Annotated in this window: 17 protein-coding genes; 4 read left to right on the plus strand and 13 right to left on the minus strand. The window is 67.0% G+C overall.

Going from position 1 to position 19,986, the window contains the following annotated elements:
* Positions 1-107 precede the first annotated feature (107 nt).
* The 4 genes from PcP3B5_RS11180 to PcP3B5_RS11195 form a co-directional block, all read right to left on the minus strand.
* The gene (locus PcP3B5_RS11180; protein ID WP_061561283.1) at positions 108-875 is read right to left on the minus strand and encodes an SDR family oxidoreductase; all 768 of its coding nucleotides are present in this window, start codon (positions 873-875) and stop codon (positions 108-110) included.
* A gap of 25 nt (positions 876-900) precedes the next feature.
* Positions 901-1,971, minus strand: a complete 1,071-nt coding sequence (locus PcP3B5_RS11185) for a phosphotransferase family protein (RefSeq protein ID WP_009619226.1) — start codon at positions 1,969-1,971, stop codon at positions 901-903.
* Between the two features lie 257 nt (positions 1,972-2,228).
* Positions 2,229-2,540: an SCP2 sterol-binding domain-containing protein gene (locus PcP3B5_RS11190; protein WP_009619228.1), complete on the minus strand. Its 312-nt coding sequence runs from the start codon at positions 2,538-2,540 to the stop codon at positions 2,229-2,231.
* 55 nt (positions 2,541-2,595) lie between these two features.
* Positions 2,596-3,306 carry a histidine phosphatase family protein gene (locus PcP3B5_RS11195; protein ID WP_009619230.1) on the minus strand — a complete coding sequence of 237 codons (711 nt, stop codon included), beginning with the start codon at positions 3,304-3,306 and terminating at the stop codon, positions 2,596-2,598.
* Between the two features lie 205 nt (positions 3,307-3,511).
* Between PcP3B5_RS11195 and sohB the strand changes: the two genes are divergently transcribed.
* Both sohB and PcP3B5_RS11205 read left to right on the plus strand, forming a co-directional pair.
* Positions 3,512-4,534, plus strand: coding sequence for a protease SohB (gene sohB / locus PcP3B5_RS11200; RefSeq protein ID WP_009619232.1), 1,023 nt, complete (start codon positions 3,512-3,514; stop codon positions 4,532-4,534).
* Positions 4,535-4,589: 55 nt separating this feature from the next.
* Entirely contained in the window at positions 4,590-5,582 is a 993-nt protein-coding gene (locus tag PcP3B5_RS11205) for a YhdH/YhfP family quinone oxidoreductase (RefSeq protein WP_009619234.1), read from the plus strand.
* Between the two features lie 22 nt (positions 5,583-5,604).
* On the opposite strand, the gene PcP3B5_RS11210 is transcribed toward PcP3B5_RS11205, so the two are convergent.
* On the minus strand, positions 5,605-6,456 hold the full coding sequence (locus tag PcP3B5_RS11210) for an alpha/beta hydrolase family protein (RefSeq protein WP_061561284.1): 852 nt from the start codon (positions 6,454-6,456) through the stop codon (positions 5,605-5,607).
* Between the two features lie 135 nt (positions 6,457-6,591).
* Between PcP3B5_RS11210 and PcP3B5_RS11215 the strand changes: the two genes are divergently transcribed.
* Positions 6,592-7,170, plus strand: a complete 579-nt coding sequence (locus PcP3B5_RS11215; RefSeq protein ID WP_061561285.1) for a TetR/AcrR family transcriptional regulator — start codon at positions 6,592-6,594, stop codon at positions 7,168-7,170.
* A gap of 739 nt (positions 7,171-7,909) precedes the next feature.
* Here the strand turns inward: PcP3B5_RS11215 and PcP3B5_RS11220 are convergent.
* From PcP3B5_RS11220 to PcP3B5_RS11230, 3 genes are all read right to left on the minus strand, one after another.
* Positions 7,910-8,413, minus strand: a complete 504-nt coding sequence (locus PcP3B5_RS11220; RefSeq protein ID WP_009619240.1) for a DUF934 domain-containing protein — start codon at positions 8,411-8,413, stop codon at positions 7,910-7,912.
* Entirely contained in the window at positions 8,397-10,055 is a 1,659-nt protein-coding gene (locus PcP3B5_RS11225) for a nitrite/sulfite reductase (protein ID WP_009619241.1), read from the minus strand. Before PcP3B5_RS11225 ends, PcP3B5_RS11220 begins: the two co-directional genes overlap by 17 nt.
* A 238-nt stretch (positions 10,056-10,293) precedes the next feature.
* A complete protein-coding gene (locus tag PcP3B5_RS11230; RefSeq protein ID WP_058489119.1) occupies positions 10,294-10,788 on the minus strand; it encodes a PaaI family thioesterase in 495 nt (164 codons plus the stop codon).
* A 344-nt stretch (positions 10,789-11,132) separates the two neighbouring features.
* Between PcP3B5_RS11230 and PcP3B5_RS11235 the strand changes: the two genes are divergently transcribed.
* Positions 11,133-12,212, plus strand: coding sequence for an ABC transporter substrate-binding protein (locus PcP3B5_RS11235; RefSeq protein WP_061561286.1), 1,080 nt, complete (start codon positions 11,133-11,135; stop codon positions 12,210-12,212).
* Here the strand turns inward: PcP3B5_RS11235 and PcP3B5_RS11240 are convergent.
* The 5 genes from PcP3B5_RS11240 to metH all read right to left on the minus strand — a co-directional run bounded on the left by PcP3B5_RS11240 (position 12,209) and on the right by metH (position 19,834).
* A complete protein-coding gene (locus tag PcP3B5_RS11240; RefSeq protein WP_009619245.1) occupies positions 12,209-12,427 on the minus strand; it encodes a DUF2970 domain-containing protein in 219 nt (72 codons plus the stop codon). The two genes, PcP3B5_RS11235 and PcP3B5_RS11240, sit on opposite strands and share 4 nt — an antisense overlap.
* Before the next feature lie 37 nt (positions 12,428-12,464).
* On the minus strand, positions 12,465-13,790 hold the full coding sequence (locus PcP3B5_RS11245; protein WP_061561287.1) for an MATE family efflux transporter: 1,326 nt from the start codon (positions 13,788-13,790) through the stop codon (positions 12,465-12,467).
* Between the two features lie 133 nt (positions 13,791-13,923).
* Positions 13,924-14,577: a potassium channel family protein gene (locus tag PcP3B5_RS11250; protein ID WP_058072495.1), complete on the minus strand. Its 654-nt coding sequence runs from the start codon at positions 14,575-14,577 to the stop codon at positions 13,924-13,926.
* Between the two features lie 1,192 nt (positions 14,578-15,769).
* Positions 15,770-16,120: a 50S ribosome-binding protein YggL gene (locus tag PcP3B5_RS11255; RefSeq protein ID WP_043266831.1), complete on the minus strand. Its 351-nt coding sequence runs from the start codon at positions 16,118-16,120 to the stop codon at positions 15,770-15,772.
* Positions 16,121-16,141: 21 nt separating this feature from the next.
* Positions 16,142-19,834, minus strand: a complete 3,693-nt coding sequence (metH, locus tag PcP3B5_RS11260; protein ID WP_061561288.1) for a methionine synthase — start codon at positions 19,832-19,834, stop codon at positions 16,142-16,144.
* Between the last annotated feature and the right edge of the window lie 152 nt (positions 19,835-19,986).

Genomic DNA, 19,986 nt, shown 5'->3' on the forward strand with positions numbered 1-19,986 from the left:
GATTCGCAGATGAGATCCGCCGCCCCACCCGCGCGCATCCGTGCATCGACGGATCGCCCAACGAAAAAGGGAGCCCGAAGGCTCCCTTGTTCATTGCGCTTGCGCGATCAAGCGAGGAACCCGCCGTCGACGTTCAGCGCCACGCCGGTGGTGTAGCTGGAGGCGTTGCTGGCCAGGTACAGCACGGCGCCGGCCATTTCGCTCGGCTCGGCCACGCGCTTGAGCGGGATGCGCTGCAGGGCGACGTTGCGGATGGCGTCGTTCTTCACCAGCGCCGAGGCGAACTTGGTGTCGGTCAGGCCCGGCAGCAGGGCGTTGCAGCGGATGCCGAACTGCGCGCATTCCTTGGCGAAGACCTTGGTCATGCTGATCACCGCGGCCTTGGTCACCGAGTAGATGCCCTGGAACTCGCCGGGGCTGACGCCGTTGATCGAGGCGACGTTGATGATGCTGCCGCCGCCGTTCTCCTTCATCAGCTTGCCGCCTTCGATGGACATGAAGTAGTAACCGCGGATGTTCACGTCCACGGTCTTCTGGAAGGCGCCCAGGTCGGTGTCCAGCACGTTGCAGAACTGCGGGTTGGTGGCGGCGTTGTTGACCAGGATGTCCAGGCGGCCGAACTGCTCGCGGATCTGCGCGAAGACGCTCTGGATCTGCTCCATCTCGCCGATGTGGCAGGCGATGGCGGTGGCCTTGCCGCCGGCGGCATTGATGGCCTCGGCCACTTCCTGGCAGCCCTCGATCTTGCGGCTGGAGACGATCACGTGGGCGCCTTGCTGGGCCAGCAGCTTGGCGATGGCCTCGCCGATGCCGCGGCTGGCGCCGGAGACGAAGGCGATCTTGCCGTCGAGGTCGAACAGGTTGGTCTTGGACATGGGGTTCCCCTTGTTGTGATCGTCGTTACAGGCGCGATTTGCCGATGACCTGCAGGCTCATCTGCTCCAGCAGCTTGTTCATGTGGATGAACTGGGCGAAGCGCTTGTCCTGGGTCTGGCCGTGGAAGTAGCGGTAGTAGATCTGCTGCACGATGCCGGCCAGGCGGAACAGGCCGTAGGTGTAGTAGAAGTCGAGGTTGTCGATGCGCGGCAGGCCGGCGCGTTCGGCGTAGTAGTCGGCGAACTGCTGGCGCGTCAGCATGCCCGGCAGGTGGCTCGGCTGGCGGCGCATGAGCTGCACCGGCGCCGGGTCGTCGGCTTCGATCCAGTAGGCGAGGGTGTTGCCCAGGTCCATCAGCGGGTCGCCGATGGTGGTCAGCTCCCAGTCCAGCACGCCGATGATGCGCATCGGGTCCTTGGGGTCGAGGATGACGTTGTCGAAGCGGTAGTCGTTGTGCACGATGCCCGGCTTGGGGTGGTCGGCCGGCATCTTCTCGCGCAGCCAGGCCTTGACCGCTTCCCAGCTCGGCGCGTCGGGGGTCAGGGCCTTCTCGTAGCGGTCGCTCCAGCCTTCGATCTGGCGCTGCACGTAGCCCTCGGGCTTGCCCAGGTCGCCCAGGCCGCAGGCCTGGTAGTCGACGTTGTGCAGTTCCACGAAGCGGTCGATGAAGTTCTTGCACAGGGTGTTGGCCTGCTGCGCGTCGAGCTTGAGCTCCGGCGGCAGGTCGGCGCGCAGGATGATGCCGTTGACGCGCTCCATCACGTAGAACTCGGCGCCGATCACCGACTCGTCGGTGCAGTGCACGTAGGCCTTCGGGCAGTACGGGAAGCCGGCGTTGAGCTGGTTGAGGATGCGGTACTCGCGGCCCATGTCGTGGGCCGACTTGGCCTTGCGGCCGAACGGCGGGCGGCGCAGCACCAGCTCGTGGCTGGGGTATTCCAGCAGGTAGGTCAGGTTCGAGGCGCCGCCAGGGAACTGGCTGATCTTCGGCTCGCCCTGCAGGCCGGGAATGTGGGCCTTCAGGTAGGGATCGATGACCGCGGCGTCGAGCTCTTCGCCTTGGCGGATGCGGGTGGACTGGTCAGTCAGCGACATGCTTATCCCTTTCTTGTAGTCGGTAGTTGCCGGGGCAGCGGCGCCCGGGATCCATCATGCAGGGCAATAATGGTGTCCCGAGATAATTGGCTAATCTAATGCTCGCCTGCTACCCCCACAAGCGCCGCAGGGCGTTATTGGCGAGCGTGTTGGACCCCGATCAGGCTGCCTGATACGCCTTTGCCAGAGCGGCGCGGGCGAAAAAAAACCGGAGCCGCGGGGCCCCGGTTTCTCGTGCCGGCAGGCAGCGCTCCAGGTCAGACCGGGAACAGCTCGCCCAGCTTCATGGCCAGCATCATGTCGCCTTCGGCGCGCAGCTTGCCGGCCATGAAGGCCTGCATGCCGTCGGTTTCGCCGCTGGTGATGCCCTTGAGGGTCTCGCTGTCCATGATCAGGGTGACGTTGGGGTTCGGCGCATCGCCCTGCACGACTTCGCAGGTGCCATCCTTGACCACCAGGTAGTGGTTGTCGCCGTCCTCGATGTTGAACTGGAAGACCAGGTCCAGGCCGGCGGCGGCGCCAGCGTTGAATTTGCTCTTCATGGTGGAGACGATGTCAGCAACGCTCATGGTTCTATCCCTTTTCTAGGTTTTCTCGCGCGCCCGGGGGCGCAATGGGCCGGGCTCATCTATAGGTGATGAGCTCCGGCGCCCTCAACAGTTCCAGGTGCACGTGACTGTTGAAGGAAGCCAGGGACACTTCGTCGCCGCGGAACTTCAGGCGGCTGAGCGAAGTGTTGACGATCTGCCAGTTCAGCTCGAAGGCCTTGATCGCCGGCATGCCGACGATCTGCTGGAGCACGGCGGTGATGGTCCCGCCGGAGGTGAACACGGCGATGTTGTCCTTGCCGCTGGCCTGGCGCAGCAGGCGCTGCAGGCCGTCGTGCACGGTGTCGAGGAATTCCTGCCAACTGACCAGGCCGTCCTTGTGGTGCTCGCCGGAAACCCAGCGGGCGATCACGTAGGAGAACAGGCGCTGGAACTCGCCGCGGTGCTGCGCGGCGTTGCGCAGGATGTGCAGGGCCTGGGGCTCGTGCTGCAGCAGGTCGTCGAGGTGGGCGCGGATCACCGCGTCGGCTTCGAACTCGTTGAAGGCGGCGTCGATCTCCAGCTCCGGCACCTCGAGCCCGGCTTCGCGCATGCGTCCCAGGGCTTCGCTGGCGGTGTGGCGCTGGCGCTGCAGGTCGCCGGCCAGGCAGCGGTCCAGGCGCAGGCCCAGGCCGGCCAGGTGTTCGCCCAGGACCTGGGCCTGGCGCACGCCGGTCGCCGAGAGCACGTCGTAGTCGTCGGCGCCGAACGAAGCCTGGCCATGTCGAATCAGATAGATGCTGCCCACGCACGGACCTCGGCTGGGGGAAAGTTCCGGCGAGGGTATGAGGAAGGCCCTGGGCTGTCAACGAAAAAACATACGCTTGTTTGAATGCTATTCCCAACGCTGATGAAGGCGTTCGCCAGCGCTGGCTGCGGCCCGGCGGGCTGGGTATGCTTGCGGGATTCCCCGGCCCGGTCGGCGGGCGGGGCACAGGTTGATAGGGGGAAGTGTGGAGTTTCTTCTGGATTACGCGGGTTTCCTGGCCAGGACCTTCACCGTGCTGGTGGCGGTGCTGGTGGTGCTGGTGGTGGTCGCCGCCCTGCGCGGCCGCGGGCGGCGCAGCTCGGGCCATCTGGAAGTGCGCAAGCTCAACGACTTCTACAAGGACCTGCGTGAGCGCCTGCAGGGCAGCGTGCTCGACAAGGACAAGCTCAAGGCCCTGCGCAAGTCCGAGCACAAGGCCGCCAAGCAGGCGAAGAAGGCCGGCGCGCAGAAGAGCCGCGTCTACGTGCTGGACTTCGATGGCGACATCAAGGCCTCGGCCACCGAGCACCTGCGCAACGAGATCACCGCGCTGCTCAGCCTGGCCACGCCCAAGGACGAAGTGGTGCTGCGCCTGGAGAGCGGCGGCGGCATGGTCCACAGCTACGGCCTGGCCGCCTCGCAACTGGCGCGCATCCGCCAGGCCGGCGTGCCGCTGACCGTGTGCGTCGACAAGATCGCCGCCAGCGGCGGCTACATGATGGCCTGCATCGGCGAGCGCATCCTGTCCGCGCCCTTCGCCATCCTCGGTTCCATCGGCGTGGTGGCGCAGCTGCCCAACGTGCACCGCCTGCTGAAGAAGCATGACATCGATTTCGAGGTGCTCACCGCCGGCGAGTACAAGCGCACCCTGACGGTGTTCGGCGAGAACACCGACAAGGGCCGCGAGAAGTTCCAGGAGGACCTGGAGTCCACCCACGAGCTGTTCAAGGGCTTCGTCGCCCACTACCGGCCGAAGCTTGCCATCGAGGAAATCGCCACCGGCGAGGTCTGGCTGGGCCAGGCGGCGCTGGGGCGCAAGCTGGTGGACGAGCTGAAGACCAGCGACGAGTACCTGGCCGAACGCGCCCGCGAGGCGGACGTCTACCACTTGCAGTACGTGCAGAAGAAGAGCGTCCAGGAACGCCTGGGCGTGGGCGCCAGCACGGTGATCGACCGCGTGCTGCTGAGCTGGTGGGAGCGCCTGGGGCGCAGCCGTTACTGGCAATGATTCCGGCGCGGGCGCAGGGGCGCCCACGCGGCAGGCTTTGCAGAAGGAGAGCGTGATGAGTGCATTCAAGGCCCTCTGGGTTACCGAGTCCCCGCATGGCATCTACGAGCAGCAGGTGGTCGAGCGCGACACCAGCCAGCTGCCGGCCGGCGAGGTGCTGATCCGGGTGCGGTATTCGTCGCTGAACTACAAGGATGCGTTGTCGGCCAGCGGCAACCGTGGCGTGACCCGCAAGTACCCGCACACCCCCGGCATCGACGCCGCCGGGGTGGTGGAGGAATCCTCGGTGGGCGAGTTCGTCGCCGGCGACGAGGTGATAGTCACCGGCTACGACCTGGGGATGAACACCCCGGGCGGCTTCGGCCAGTACATCCGCGTGCCGGCCGCCTGGGTGATCAAGCGCCCGCAGGGCCTGAGCCTGCGCGAGGCGATGATCCTCGGCACCGCCGGCCTGACCGCGGCGCTGTGCGTCGACAAGCTGGAGCGGGCCGGCGTGACCCCGGCCTCCGGCCCGGTGCTGGTCACCGGCGCCAGCGGCGGCGTCGGCAGCATCGCGGTGATGCTGCTGGCCCAGCTTGGCTACAGCGTGGCGGCCTCCACCGGCAAGCTGGAGCAGGCCGAGTTCCTCAACGGCCTGGGCGCGCGGCAGATCATCGACCGCGCCACCGTCGCCGATGGTGTCGACAAGCCGCTGCTCAAGGAGCAGTGGGCCGGCGCCGTGGACACGGTCGGCGGCGACATCCTGTTCAACGTGGTCAAGTCGCTGCAGTACGGCGGCAGCGTGGCCTGCTGCGGGCTGACCGCCGGCGCCGCGTTCAAGGCCACGGTGCTGCCGTTCATCCTGCGCGGGGTGAACCTGCTGGGCGTGGACTCGGTGGAGCTGCCGCTGGTGGTCAAGGCGTCCATGTGGGACAAGCTCTCGCTGCAGTGGAAGCTGCCGCGCCTGGAGGAGCTGGTGCGCGAAATCCGCCTCGACGACCTGCCCACCGCCATCCACCAGATCCTCGCCGGCAAGCTGGTCGGCCGGCTGCTGGTGAACCTCGACTGATACCCGCGCCGGGGCCGGGCGTTCAGCCCAGCTCCGGCAGCAGGTAGCCCTCCCACAGCGTGTCGGCGAACTGCTCGCGGAAGAACCCGAAGTGGCCGATGCGTTTCACGCCCAGCTGTTCCGGGGCGATGCGCCGGCTCACCTTGGGCGCGCTGCGGTAGAAGCCGAGCAGGGCTTCGGTGCTGCGCTGGGACATCATCTCGTCGTCGGTGAATGACAGCGACACGATGGGCGTGTGCACCGCCGAATAGCGGATGCGCATCTGCTCACCTTCGCCCAGGGCGTACTGCGGGTGCAGGCACCAGCGCCGCCATTGCTTGATCACCCCGCGCGGCAGGTCGCCGACGATGCCCAGGCGGCGGCCCGGGAAGTAGCCCAGCAGCGGCGTGACGGTCGGCGCGATGAAGTGCCAGAGCAGCCAGGCGCGGCCGCGCAGGCCGGCGGTGTTGTCGCGCCAGTAGCCGCTGCCGCTGGCGATGCTGAAGGCCCGGGTGATGCGCGCGCGGCCGTCGACGAAGGGCAGGATCTGCCCGCCCAGGCTGTGGCCGATCCAGTACAGCGGCTTGTCCTGCGCGGCCTCGGCCACCGCTGCGAGCACGGCGCTGCAGTCGTGGCGGCCCCAGTCGACGACGTTGGCCTTTACTTCACGTAGTGGGCCGCTGCGCGACTGGCCCATGCCCTGGTAATCGAAGGTCACGACCAGATAGCCGCGCTCGGCCAGCCAGTTGGCGAAGGCGCCGTAGAAGCGCTGCTCGACGCCCATGGCCGGGACGATCAGGGCGGCGCCGAGCATCTCGCCCGGCGGCCGGTACCAGTGGCTGGCCAGGCGCTGGCCATGGCCGTTGTCGATCTCGCGGGGCTGCGGGGTGGTCATGCTGCATGCTCCTGGGGCTGGCCGGTTAGGTTGCGTGGATTCGGGTTGAAGGATGGCTGCGCGTCAGGGCAGTATACGAAGGCTAGAAATTAATTCTAGAAAAATATTCTAGAATCGATCCGCACAAGGAACCCCATGGGCCGAGCTTCCCGCAAAGACGACATCCTCCAGGCCGCGCTGGCCTGTTTCAGCGAATCCGGGGTGGACGCCACCACCATCGAGATGATCCGCGACCGCTCCGGCGCCAGCATCGGCAGCCTGTACCACCACTTCGGCAACCGCGAGCGGATCATCGGCGCGCTCTACCTGGAAGGCATCGGCCAGTACGCGGCCCTGCTCGACGCCGGGCTGCGCGAGGGCATGGGCGCCGAGGCCACGGTCAAGCTGTTCGTCACCTGCTACATCGACTGGGTGGTGACGCACCCGGACTGGGCCCGCTTCATCCTGCACAACCGCGGCCGGGTGGAGGCGGGGGAGATGGGCGAGCAACTGCGCGAAGCCAACCGCCAGCAGGGCCGGCGCATCGCCGAACTGCTGGCGGTGCACCGCCAGGCCGGCGCTTTCCGCGAAATGCCCTTCGAGCTGTTCAACTCGGTGGTGATAGGCCCCACCCACGATTACGTGCGCAACTGGCTGGCCGGGCGGACGCGGGTGGAACTGGCGGATTGCCGGGACCTGCTGGCGCAGATTGCCTGGGAGAGCGTCAGGGCGTAGGGCGGATGACCGTTCGTGGTTATGCGCCGTTGGCCGTGCCTCCGGGGTGTGCGACGTGGCCGGTGAGTCCAATCGCGGACAAAGTCCGCTCCTTGCGCCGAGGAGCTCTTCGTAGGATGGGTTGAGCTTGCGATACCCATGCTGCCGTGGTGATGGGTATCGCTTCGCTCAACGCCATCCTACGAAAAGCCGTGCGTCCGGGGTGTCCGGCGGGGGCGTTGAGTCCAATCGCGGACAAGGTCCGCTCCTACGCCCGTGCTTCCCTGTAACTGTAGGAGCGGACTTTGTCCGCGATTCGGACTTCCAGAGAAACCTCCGCGCACTCCGAAACGCCCCTTCAGAAGGCCGAGCGAAACCGGCGCTCAGGAGGTCATGCGACATGGATGTCGCGAGAGCCCCGATGGGCTACAGGGACGTACCCTCGGGGCGGGCCTCCGTGGCGGGGGAGTTCGTGAGGGTAGCCCGGCTCCATCGGGCCCGTATGGCGGGGCAAGCCTTTTTGGTTACTTTTGTGGCGATTGACAAAAGGGACTCGCCCGAGGGGGCGAAACAAGAAGGCCGGGCAAACTCGGAGCGGCGCAGAAACACCCAAGCCAAGGCAGCTGGGTTATCCCCCTTCGGGCCAGCACAAGCGCTGTTCGCGATGGAGCCGCGTCCCACGTTCGTGGGAACGACGATGGGGAAGAGAAGCGTGACGCCGACCCAACGAAAAAGCCCCGCCAGGGCGGGGCTTTTCAGGTCAGGCCAACTGCCGGCGGCGGAACAGCGGCTGCGGCTGGGTCACCGAGGTCTGGTAGACCTCGCTGAAGTCGTCCAGGCTGGCCAGCGCATCATATGGATCGCGGTCCGCGCGAATGGCGTAGGCATCGAAACCGCAGCTCTGCATGTAGAACAGCTGGTCGCGCAGCACGTCGCCGATGGCGCGCACCTCGCCCTTGTAGCCGTAGCGCTCGCGCAGCAGGCGTGCGGTGCTGAAGCCGCGGCCGTCGGTGAAGGCCGGGAAGTTCACCGCGATCACCTGGAACTTGTCCAGGTCCCCGGCGATGGCTTCGGGCTCCTCGTCGGAGTCCAGCCACACGCCCAGGCCGCCGTCGCGGCCGCGCAGGGCCGGGCCGTGTTCCAGCCACAGGGCCAGCGGGATGATCACGTCGTCGCTGTTGGGCACGCTCTCCAGGGTGGCGTCCTTGGGCAGCAGGTGCCAGCGGTCGTCGACCACTTCGCGGTGCTTAATGATTCGCTGCATATACGCGCTCCTTGAAGGGGTCGATGCCGATGCGGCGGTAGGTATCGAGGAAGCGTTCCTCTTCGGTGCGCCGTTCGACGTAGACCTTGATCAGCTTCTCGATCACGTCGGCCATCTGGTCCTGGGCGAAGGACGGGCCGAGGATCTGCGCCAGGCTGGCTTCGCGGCCGGCGCTGCCGCCGAGGGACACCTGGTAGAACTCCTCGCCCTTCTTGTCCACCCCGAGGATGCCGATGTGGCCCACGTGGTGGTGGCCGCAGGCGTTCATGCAGCCGGAGATGTTGAGGTCGATGTCGCCGATGTCGAACAGGTAGTCGAGGTCGTCGAAGCGGCGCTGGATGGCTTCGGCCACCGGGATCGACTTGGCGTTGGCCAGGGAGCAGAAGTCGCCGCCCGGGCAGCAGATGATGTCGGTCAGCAGGCCCACGTTGGGGCTGGCGAAGCCCAGCTCGCGCAGTTCGCCCCAGAGGGTGAACAGCTGCGCCTGCTCGACGTCGGCGAGGATGATGTTCTGGTTATGGCTGTTGCGCACTTCGCCGAAGCTGTAGCGGTCGGCCAGCTCGGCGATGGCGTCCAGCTGCTTGTCGGTCACGTCGCCCGGGGCGGTGCCGGTGGGCTTGAGCGACAGGGTCACGGCGACGTAGCCGGGCTTCTTGTGGGCGAAGGTGTTGCGCTCGCGCCAGCGGGCGAAGCCGGGGTGCTCGGCGTCCAGGGCGGCGAGGGCGGCGTCCTGGTCTTCCAGGGCCTTGTAGGCCGGGTCGACGAAGAACGCGGAAACGCGCTGCACTTCCGCCTCGGTCAGGGTGCTGGGGCCGTCCTTGAGGTGCGCCCATTCGGCGTTGACCTTCTCGGCGAAGACTTCCGGGGTCAGCGCCTTGACCAGGATCTTGATGCGCGCCTTGAACTTGTTGTCGCGGCGGCCATAGCGGTTGTACACGCGCAGGATGGCGTCCAGGTACGACAGCAGGTGCTTCCAGGGCAGGAATTCGTTGATGAAGCTGCCGACGATCGGGGTACGGCCCAGGCCGCCGCCGACCAGCACGCGGAAGCCCAGCTCGCCGGCCTCGTTCTTCACCGCTTCCAGGCCGATGTCGTGCACCTCGATGGCGGCGCGGTCGCTCGCGGCGCCGTTGACGGCGATCTTGAACTTGCGCGGCAGGTGGGCGAACTCGGGGTGGAAGGTCGACCACTGGCGGATGATCTCGCACCAGGGGCGCGGGTCCACCAGCTCGTCGCGGGCGATGCCGGCGAACTGGTCGGTGGTGGTGTTGCGGATGCAGTTGCCGCTGGTCTGGATCGAGTGCATCTGCACGGTGGCCAGCTCGGCGAGGATGTCCGGCACGTCTTCCAGCGCCGGCCAGTTGAACTGCACGTTCTGCCGGGTGCTGATGTGGGCGTAGCCCTTGTCGTAGTCGCGGGCGATCTGCGCCAGCTTGCGCAGCTGCCGGGAGGCGAGCAGGCCATAGGGCACGGCGATACGCAGCATCGGCGCATAGCGCTGGATGTACAGGCCGTTCTGCAGACGCAGCGGGCGGAATTCCTCGCCGGTCAGTTCGCCCGCCAGGTAGCGGCGGGTCTGATCGCGGAACTGCTTGACGCGATCCTCTACGATCCTCTGATCGTATTCGTCGTATACGTACATGAAAAATCCTGCTGTCAGGCTATAGCGCTCGGGCGTACTACGCTTCCGAGCGCGCACGGCAACGCGCTCCACGCGGAGTGGCGGGCAAGATACCAGTTAGGGAATATGCGTAAAAGTGAAGTTTGAGTATATGGCGAGAACTTTCTGATATAAGCGCGGCATCCGTGGGAACCTTCTCCACCCACCGGCGCCGCGCCAGGGCTTGCGGCGCCTGGCCGCAGGCCCTCGCGGCGGGTCCTCAGCCTTCGCGGCCGTGGGCCTGGGCGCCCAGCTGAGCGGCATCGACGCGGACGAAAATGGAGTCGCCGATGGCGGTCAGCACGTCGCCGGCGTACACCTCGCAGATGATCCGGCTCTTGCGCCCCAGCTCGCCTTCCACGTGCGCGCGCAGGGTCAGCGGCACGCCCATCGGCGTGGGCTTGATGAATTTGATGCCGAGGTTGCCGGTGACGCAGTCCAGGCGCGGCAGGCTGCCCGGCTCGCGGCCTTCGGCGCGGTAGTGGTAGGCCATGGCCGTCCAGTTCGAGTGGCAGTCCACCAGCATGGCGATCAAGCCGCCGTAGACCAGCTCCGGCCAGCCGGTGTACTTGGCCTCGGGTAGGTGCTTGGCCATCACGTGGATGCCGTCCTCGTGCCAGTAGCTCTTGATGTGCAGGCCGTGGGGGTTGCTGCCGCCGCAGCCGTAGCAGATGCCTTCGGGCGCGGCGCGGTCTTGCAGGGAGAGGTTGTCCATGGGGTGCCTTGTTCTTGTCGCGGAAACCGCCCCAGCCTAGCCGGTTTCGCCGCCCTCATGAAGGGCCGCGCCTTGTCGCTGCCCGTGCCCTGGTCTTAACTGCTGGTGGGTCCACCGAAAACAGCAATAACAAATGGGGGAAACATGAGCGAAGAATCCCGTAACGAGAACCGCGACAGCGTGATCGACGCCCGCGCGGCCTTGATTCTCATCCTGCTGGTGGTGGCTACGGCGATATTCTGGGTGAGCCATCAATAATTTAGCTCCACCGGTCAGGGGTGGGCGAACACAATGAAGGCAAATGGCTATACTTCGCCGGCTTCCGGTCGGTGGGGTGTGGGTTCTTGAGTCTTCTGTGCAGGTCCTGGTTGCTGGTCGTCGGTCTGTCGCTGTCGTTGGGCTGCCAGGCGGCGTCGGTGGTGTTCCTCAACCCGGGGCGGTCCAACGAGCCCTACTGGGTCAGCTATACCCACTTCATGCAGGCCGCCGCCGGCGACCTGGGCATGCCGCTGCGCGTGCTCTACGCCGAGCGCGACCCGCAACGCTCGCTGCAGCAGGCGCGCGAGCTTTTGCGCGACGGCCAGTTGCCCGACTACCTGGTGTTCACCAACGAGGGCTACATCGGCCCGGAACTGCTGCGCCTGTTCGCCGATACCCCGGTGCGCCTGTTCGCCGTGAACAACATGCTGACCACCGACCAGCAGCGCATCGTCGGCGGCAGCCGCGAGCGCTACCGCAACTGGATCGGCAGCCTGGTGGCCAACGAGGAGGAGGCGGGCTACCTGATGGCCCACGGCCTGCTCCAGGCCGGCGCGGCGGCGGGGCGGGGGCTGGACCTGCTGGCCTTCTCCGGGCTGGCCCAGGCGCCGGTGGCGCAACTGCGCGAGCAGGGCATGCGCCGGGCCCTGGCCGATTTCCCGCGGGCCCGGCTGCTGCAGGTGGTGTATGGCGGCTGGGACCGCCAGCGCGCCTATGGCCAGGCGCAGCAACTGCTGCGCCGCTACCCGCAGGTGCGGCTGGTGTGGTCGGCCAATGACGAGATGGCTTTCGGCGCCATGAAGGCGGCCCGCGAGGCGGGGCGCGTGCCGGGCCGCGACATGCTGTTCAGCGGCCTGAACAACTCCCCGGAGCTGCTCGGCGCGGTGATCGACGGCAGCATCAGCGTGGCCATGAGCGGCCATTTCACCCTCGGCGGCTGGGCCATGGTGCTGCTGCACGACTACGACGCCGGGGTGGACTTCGCCGCCCATGGCGGCAAGGACCGCCAGTTGCCGGTGTTCATCCTGCTGGACAAACGCCGCGCGCAGAAACTGCGCGCCAACCTGGCGCGTCCCGGCTATGGCCTGGACTTCCGCGACTTCAGCCTGGCCCTGCACCCGAAGCAGAAGGCCTACCGTTTCTCCCTGCAGCCGCTGCTGGACTAGACGCCGGCCAGGTGCAGCACCAGGCGCACCAGGGCGTAGAGCAACAGGACGAAGACCAGGGTGAAGCCCACGCCGAGGACGATGAAGTGGCTGGGCTTGCCATGGGTGAAGTCGCGGGCGCGGTTCTTCCCGCTCTGCACGCCGAAGGCGGCGGCCAGCACGCTTTGCAGCATCTGCCAGAAGCTCGGCGGGCGGTTCTGCGGATCGTCGTTCATGCAAGCCTCCTTTGCTGTGGGACAAGCATAGCTGGCCTCAGAGTTCTATCTGCGTCCACTGGCGCTTCTGCCACATCACCGCGAAGATCGCCGAGGCCAGGCCGCGCTGGATGATCTGCATGCTCCAGATCGCCAGCAGGCCGCCGCCCAGCACCGGGCCGACCAGGTAGGCCAGGGGCAGGAAGAACAGCCACTGGTTGCCCAGGCTGACGGCCATCACCGTGCGCGTGGCACCGGCGCCGAGCAGCGCCTGGGTCAGCACCAGGGCGGTGGCGTCGATGACCATGCCCAGGCCGGTGAACATCAGCGGCACGCGGCCCAGCTCGATCAGCGCCGGGTCGCTGACGAACAGCCGCAGGATCGCCTCGGGGAACATCCAGAACGGCGTGCCCAGCAGCGCCAGGCCGCAGGCGGCGACCTTGACCACGTCCCAGCCCCAGCGGTGCGCGCTGTCGAAGTCGCGCTCGCCCATGCACTGGCTGACCAGGGTGGTGGCCGCCATGCCCAGGCCGATGCCGGGCAGGATCAGGAACAGCGCCAGGTTGATCAGCACGTGGGCCACCGCCAGCTCGCGGGTGCCGACCTGGGCGATGATCCAGAACAGCAGGGTGATGCCGGCGGCGAAGAAGAACTGCTGCAGCGAGTTGGGCAGCGACAGGCGCAGCATCACGCGGATTTCCCGCTCGCTCGGGCGGCGCGCGAGGAAGCCGTGCCGGCGGGCGTCGCGCCAGGTGATCCAGGCGTAGATCGCCGAGCCCAGGTACAGCGCCAGGGTGGTGCCCAGGCCGCTGCCCACCGCGCCCATGCGCGGCAGGCCGAACAGGCCGTGGATCAGGCTGTAGCTGATGGCGGCGTTGGCCAGGTGCATGACCACCAGGGTGCGCATGTAGGTGCCCGAGCGCCGTGTGCCGTTCCAGTAGCCGCGGAAGGAGAAGTTCAGGCCTACGGCCAGTACCGAGAGCGTGCGCCACTCGAAGTAGGGCACGCCGATGGCCAGCACTTCGGGGTCGGGCGACAGCAGGCTGACGATGGGTCTGGCGAACAGCAGGCAGGCCAGGCTGATGGGCAGGGCCAGGCCCAGGGCCACCAGCAGCCCGCAGTTCAGCGGCGCGGCCAGGTCGCCGTTGCAGCCCTGGCCGCGGCGCCGCGCCACCAGCGCCTGGACGCCGGCGCCCAGGCCCATGACCAGGGAAATGGCGACGAAGTTGGCGTAGCTGCCGATGCCCACCCCGGCCAGGGACTTTTCCCCCAGGTGGCCCACCATGGCGGCATCCACCAGGTTGAGCAGGCTCTGGCTGAGCATGCCGCCGATGATCGGCAGCCCCAGGCAGAGGATATTGCGAAGGCGCTCGCGCTCTAGCATGGCGTCCCCGAACTGCAGGTGATCCGGCGATTGTTGGTCGAGGGCGGCGGCGTGCCGGTGACCGCGCCCCTCATGCCAAAGCCTAGCGTAACGGGCGCGGCGATGCCCGCTCGATCGTCGCGCGGGCCCGGCTTCAGCGACGGCTGACGCTCATGGCGATCAGCCGCGAAACCACCAGGGCGAGGTACATCACGCCGGCAAATTCCTCGATCATCACCAACGAGCGGGCCGCGGGTGTCAGCGGCAATATGTCGCCCAGGCCGACCCCGGACAGGGTGGTGAAACTGAGGAACAGCAGCTCGGTCCAGGTGCGCGGCGCCTCGGCGTCCAGCGCGGCGCTGAAGCTGCCGGGGACGGCCAGTTGGCAGAAGCTGAACAGGTGGGCGAAGGCCCAGGCCAGCAGGGTGAAGGTGGCGCCGGCGGCGTACAGCTCGTCGGTGGTGGCGCGCTGGTCGGCGTTCATGTACGCGATCAGGCTGGCCGCGGCATAGAAGTAGAAGGCCGCCTCCAGCGCCGGCACCAGCAGCTCCAGCATGCGGCTGGCCAGCCAGAGGTCGAGCAGGCCGAGGGTGAGCACCAGCAAGGCCAGCACCGCGGCGACCCAGCTATGCACCGGGCTGCGCTTGACCACCTGCAGCGCCAGGCCCAGCACCAGCAGGCCGAAGGCGCCGAACAGCGCACGGCCCAGGGTGCTGTCGTCCATCCAGGGGTAGAGCAGCACGCCGAGCAGCTGGACGAACAGCAGGATGGCGGAGGGGTGGCGCTTGAGGTGGGCGAGGGCGGGCATGATGTCGCTCGGTTACGGGTCGACTTAACCATAGCCGCTGCCGGCCCTGCGGGCCGGATTGCGGACGGAGTCCGCTCCTATGGGGAGGCGCCATGCCTCACGGCGAACTGGAGCGGGCCCTGCCCGCGATTTCGCGCGCAGGGCGCGCTCCTACAGGTAATGGCGCGGGTGGGGTGGTGTAGGAGCAGATCTCATCCGCGAATTGCGCCGGAGGTTCCGGCTATCGTGGACAAGGTCCGCTCCGGGGAAACGCCATGCCTCCCGGTGGATTGGGCGGGCCCTGCCCGCGATTCGCGCGCAGGGCGCGCTCCTACAGGGAATGGCGCGGGTGGGGTGGTGTAGGCGGATCTCATCCGCGAATCGCGCCGAGGCGTCCGGCTATCGCGGACAAGGTCCGCTACGGGGAAACACCATGCCTCCCGGCGGATTGTAGGAGCGGGCCCTGCCCGCGATTCGCGCGCAGGGCGCGCTCCTACAGGGGAATGGCGTGGGTGGGGCAGCGTAGGAGCGGATCTCATCCGCGAATCGCGCCGGAGGTTCCGGCTATCGCGGACAAGGTCCGCTCCTACAGGGAAATGCCATGCCTCACGGTGGATTGGGCGGGCCCTGCCCGCGATTTCGCGCGCAGGGCGCGCTCCTACAGGGAATGGCGCGGGTGGGGTGGTGTAGGCGGATCTCATCCGCGAATCGCGCCGAGGCGTCCGGCTATCGCGGACAAGGTCCGCTACGGGGAAACACCATGCCTCCCGGCGGATTGTAGGAGCGGGCCCTGCCCGCGATTTCGCGCGCAGGGCGCGATCCTACAGGGAATGGTGTGGGTGGGGCAGCGTAGGAGCGGATCTCATCCGCGAATCGCGCCGGAGGTTCCGGCCATCGCGGACAAGGTCCGCTCCGGGGAAACGCCATGCCTCCCGGTGGATTGGGCGGGCCCTGCCCGCGATTCGCGCGCAGGGCGCGCTCCTACAGGGAATGGTATGGGTGGGGCAGCGTAGGAGCGGATCTCATCCGCGAATCGCGCCGGAGGTTCCGGTTATCGCGGACAAGGTCCGCGGGGCAGGGGCGCCGAGGTGCTTTTCGTAGGATGGGTTGAGCCTGCGAAACCCATGCGGTCACGGTGATGGGTATCGCTTCGCTCAACCCATCCTACGAGGGCCTCCATCCGTCCACGATTGCCCGGATGTGTAGGGCTCCGTCAGTCGAGCAGCCCGTGCCAGCAGTCGCTCAGCTCGCCGAGCTCGGAGGAGGTGCACCAGGTCTGGCTCTGCAGCCACTGGCGGACGGTTTCACGGTCGGCTTCGTCGAGGCTGCCGACGGCATTCAGGCACAGGTAGCCGGTGAACTCGCCGTCCTCGGTGGCGCCGCCGACGAACAGCCAGCCCTGGGATTCGACGAAGGCGATCCACTGGTCCAGCACTTCGTCCAGGTCGCCGCTGTAGTTCACTTCCAGGCTGAAGCCCAGTTCCTTGAACTCGGCCAGGCGCAGTTTCTTGCGCAGGCGGCGCTTGCGCGGTTTTTCCATCTGTTCGGGGGTGAGGTATTTCATCTTTCGCTCCTGGAAGGTGGATCAGGCGTCGTAGCCCAGGTTCGGCGACAGCCAGCGTTCGCTGACCGCCACGTCCTGGCCCTTGCGGGCGCTGTAGGCGTCGATCTGGTCCTTGTCGACCTTGCCCACGGCGAAGTACTGCGCCTGCGGATGCGCGAAGTACCAGCCGCTGACCGCGGCCGCCGGGAACATGGCGTAGTGTTCGGTGAGGGTGACGCCGGACAGGCCCTTGGGGTCCAGCAGCTGGAACAGGGTGCCTTTCTCGGTGTGGTCCGGGCAGGCCGGGTAGCCGGGGGCCGGGCGGATGCCGACGTACTGCTCGCGGATCAGCGCGTCGTTGTCCAGGTGTTCTTCGGGCTGGTAGCCCCAGTATTCCTTGCGCACGCGCTCGTGCAGCCATTCGGCGCAGGCTTCGGCGAGGCGGTCGGCCAGGGCCTTGACCATGATCGCGTTGTAGTCGTCGCCCTGGGCCTCGTAGGCCTTGGCCACTTCCTCGGCGCCGATGCCGGCGGTGGTGATGAAGCCGCCGACGTAGTCCTTGATGCCGCTGTCTTTGGGTGCGACGAAGTCGGCCAGGCTGAAGTTCGGCTTGCCGTCGGGCTTGATGGTCTGCTGGCGCAGGTGGTGCAGGGTGGCCAGCTTGTGGCCGTCCTCGGCGTACACCTCCAAGTCGTCGTGGTTGACCTGGTTGGCCGGCCAGAAGCCGAACACGGCGCGGGCCTTGATCAGCTTGCCGTCGATCAGCTTGCGCAGGATGTCCTGGGCGTCGTTGAACAGGCTGGTGGCGGCTTCGCCGACCACTTCGTCGCTGAGGATGCGCGGGTACTTGCCGGCCAGGTTCCAGGAGACGAAGAAGGGCGTCCAGTCGATGTACTCGGCCAGCACGTTCAGGTCGATGTCCTCCAGCACCTTCACGCCGGTGAAGGTGGGCACCGGCGGCTGGTAGCCGGCCCAGTCGAACTGCGGTTTGGCGGCGATGGCCGCCGCGTAGCTCAGGCGCTCGGTGCGGGCGCTGCGGTTGGCGGTGCGCTCGCGGACCTCGGCGTACTCCTCGCGCAGCTTGCGCGCGTAGTCGGGCTTCATTTCCTTCGACAGCAGGGTGGTGGCCACGCCCACCGCGCGCGAGGCGTCGGTGACGTAGACCACCGCGTCGTTGCTGTACTGCGGGTCGATCTTCACCGCGGTGTGCGCCTTGGAGGTGGTGGCGCCGCCGATCATCAGCGGCAGGCTGAAGTTCTGCCGCTGCATTTCCTTGGCGACGTGGACCATCTCGTCCAGCGATGGGGTGATCAGCCCGGACAGGCCGATGATGTCGCACTTCTCGGCGATGGCGGTCTGCAGGATCTTCTCCGCCGGCACCATCACGCCGAGGTCGACGATGTCGTAGCCGTTGCAGCCCAGCACCACGCCGACGATGTTCTTGCCGATGTCGTGCACGTCGCCCTTCACCGTGGCCATGAGGATCTTGCCCTTGGCCTCGGGCTTGTCGCCTTTCTCCGCCTCGATGAAGGGGATCAGGTGGGCCACCGCCTGCTTCATCACCCGGGCCGACTTGACCACCTGCGGGAGGAACATCTTGCCGGCGCCGAACAGGTCGCCGACCACGTTCATGCCGCTCATCAGCGGGCCTTCGATGACCTCGATGGGCCGCGCGCACTTCTGCCGGCATTCCTCGGTGTCTTCGACGATGTAGGTGGTGATGCCCTTGACCAGGGCGTGCTCCAGGCGCTTCTCGACGCTATGGCTGCGCCATTCCTCGTCTTCCACTTCCTTGGCGGCGCCGTCGCCCTTGTACTTGTCGGCGATCGCCAGCAGGGCCTCGGTGCCTTCCAGGGTGCGGTTGAGGATCACGTCCTCCACCGCGTCGCGCAGCTCCTTCGGGATCTCGTCGTAGATCTCCAACTGGCCGGCGTTGACGATGCCCATGGTCAGGCCGTTCTTGATGGCGTAGTAGAGGAACACCGAGTGGATGGCCTCGCGCACCGGGTTGTTGCCGCGGAACGAGAAGGACACGTTGGACACCCCGCCCGAGGAGAGCGCGTAGGGCAGGTTGTCGCGGATGTAGGCGCAGGCGTTGATGAAGTCGACCGCGTAGTTGTTGTGCTCCTCGATGCCGGTGGCCACCGCGAAGATGTTCGGGTCGAAGATGATGTCTTCCGGCGGGAAGCCCACTTCGTTGACCAGGATGTCGTAGCTGCGCTGGCAGATTTCTTCCTTGCGCGCCTGGGTGTCGGCCTGGCCGGCCTCGTCGAAGGCCATCACCACCACCGCGGCGCCGTAGCGCCTGCACAGGCGGGCGTGGTGCTTGAACTGCTCGACGCCTTCCTTCATGGAGATGGAGTTGACGATGCCCTTGCCCTGGATGCACTTGAGGCCCGCTTCGATCACCTCCCACTTGGAGGAGTCGATCATGATCGGCACGCGGGAGATGTCCGGCTCGCCGGCGATGAGGTTGAGGAACTTCACCATCGCTGCCTTGGAGTCGAGCATGCCCTCGTCCATGTTGATGTCGATCACCTGGGCGCCGGCTTCCACCTGCTGCTGGGCCACTTCCAGGGCCTCGGCGTAGTTCTCCTCGCGGATCAGCCGGGCGAACTTCGCCGAACCGGTGATGTTGGTGCGCTCGCCGACGTTCACGAACAGCGAGCTGCGGTCGATGGTGAACGGCTCAAGACCCGACAGGCGGCAGGCCCTGGGGATTTCCGGGATCGCCCGCGGCGGGTACTTGGCCACCGCCTCGGCGATGGCCTGGATGTGCGCCGGGGTGGTGCCGCAGCAGCCGCCGATGATGTTGAGGAAGCCGGACGCGGCGAACTCCTCGACCACCTCGGCCATCTGCGCCGGGGTCTCGTCGTATTCGCCGAAGGCGTTCGGCAGGCCGGCGTTGGGGTGCGCGGAAACGTGGGTGTCGGCCTTGGTCGCCAGCTCCCCCAGGTAGGGGCGCAGGTCCTTGGCGCCGAGGGCGCAGTTCAGGCCGACGGAAATCGGCCTGGCGTGGCGCACCGAGTTCCAGAAGGCCTCGGTGGTCTGCCCCGACAGGGTGCGCCCGGAGGCGTCGGTGATGGTGCCGGAGATCATGATCGGCAGCTCGAAGCCGAGCTCGTCGTAGACGCCCTGCACGGCGAAGATCGCCGCCTTGGCGTTGAGGGTGTCGAAGATGGTCTCGATCAGGATCAGGTCGGCGCCGCCCTCGATCAGGCCGCGGGTAGCCTCGCTGTAGTTCGCCACCAGCTCGTCGAAGGTGACGTTGCGAAAGCCCGGGTCGTTGACGTCCGGGGAGATCGAGCAGGTGCGGCTGGTCGGGCCCAGCACGCCGGCGACGAAGCGCGGCTTGTCCGGGGTCTCGGCGGTCTTGGCGTCGGCCACTTCGCGGGCCAGGCGCGCGCCCTCGACGTTCAGCTCGTAGACCAGTTCTTCCATGCCGTAGTCGGCCTGGGACACCTGGGTGGCGTTGAAGGTGTTGGTCTCGAGGATGTCGGCGCCGGCGTCCAGGTAGGCTTTTTCGATGGCCTGGATGACGTCCGGGCGGCTGAGCAGCAGCAGGTCGTTGTTGCCCTTCACGTCGCTCGGCCAGTCGGCGAAGCGCTCGCCGCGGTAGTCCTCTTCCTGCAGCTTATAGCTCTGGATCATGGTGCCCATGCCGCCATCGAGGATCAGGATGCGCTCCTTCAGGGCTTTCTGCAGGGCTTGCTGGCGGGCGGCACGATCGGACATGGGAACTACCTGGAAACGGCTGTGGCAAAGGGTCGCTGATGATAGCAAACCTGCAGAGGATTTGAGCCGACCGGGCTTTTACATGAGCGCAGTTCATGTTGTACCGGCCATCGGTTGGCCGCAAAAGCCCGCGGAGCCGCTAGAATCCGCCT

This window comes from Pseudomonas citronellolis, assembly GCF_001586155.1.
Taxonomy (GTDB): domain Bacteria; phylum Pseudomonadota; class Gammaproteobacteria; order Pseudomonadales; family Pseudomonadaceae; genus Pseudomonas; species Pseudomonas citronellolis.

Bases quoted from the DNA above. Each gene is read 5' to 3' on its own strand.
- PcP3B5_RS11180 (WP_061561283.1), bottom strand. From the start codon at position 875: ATGTCCAAGACCAACCTGTTCGACCTCGACGGCAAGATCGCCTTCGTC.
- PcP3B5_RS11185 (WP_009619226.1), bottom strand. From the start codon at position 1,971: ATGTCGCTGACTGACCAGTCCACCCGCATCCGCCAAGGCGAAGAGCTC.
- PcP3B5_RS11190 (WP_009619228.1), bottom strand. From the start codon at position 2,540: ATGAGCGTTGCTGACATCGTCTCCACCATGAAGAGCAAATTCAACGCT.
- PcP3B5_RS11205 (WP_009619234.1), top strand. From the start codon at position 4,590: ATGAGTGCATTCAAGGCCCTCTGGGTTACCGAGTCCCCGCATGGCATC.
- PcP3B5_RS11210 (WP_061561284.1), bottom strand. From the start codon at position 6,456: ATGACCACCCCGCAGCCCCGCGAGATCGACAACGGCCATGGCCAGCGC.
- PcP3B5_RS11215 (WP_061561285.1), top strand. From the start codon at position 6,592: ATGGGCCGAGCTTCCCGCAAAGACGACATCCTCCAGGCCGCGCTGGCC.
- PcP3B5_RS11220 (WP_009619240.1), bottom strand. From the start codon at position 8,413: ATGCAGCGAATCATTAAGCACCGCGAAGTGGTCGACGACCGCTGGCAC.
- PcP3B5_RS11225 (WP_009619241.1), bottom strand. From the start codon at position 10,055: ATGTACGTATACGACGAATACGATCAGAGGATCGTAGAGGATCGCGTC.
- PcP3B5_RS11230 (WP_058489119.1), bottom strand. From the start codon at position 10,788: ATGGACAACCTCTCCCTGCAAGACCGCGCCGCGCCCGAAGGCATCTGC.
- PcP3B5_RS11240 (WP_009619245.1), bottom strand. From the start codon at position 12,427: ATGAACGACGATCCGCAGAACCGCCCGCCGAGCTTCTGGCAGATGCTG.
- PcP3B5_RS11245 (WP_061561287.1), bottom strand. From the start codon at position 13,790: ATGCTAGAGCGCGAGCGCCTTCGCAATATCCTCTGCCTGGGGCTGCCG.
- PcP3B5_RS11250 (WP_058072495.1), bottom strand. From the start codon at position 14,577: ATGCCCGCCCTCGCCCACCTCAAGCGCCACCCCTCCGCCATCCTGCTG.
- PcP3B5_RS11255 (WP_043266831.1), bottom strand. From the start codon at position 16,120: ATGAAATACCTCACCCCCGAACAGATGGAAAAACCGCGCAAGCGCCGC.
- metH (WP_061561288.1), bottom strand. From the start codon at position 19,834: ATGTCCGATCGTGCCGCCCGCCAGCAAGCCCTGCAGAAAGCCCTGAAG.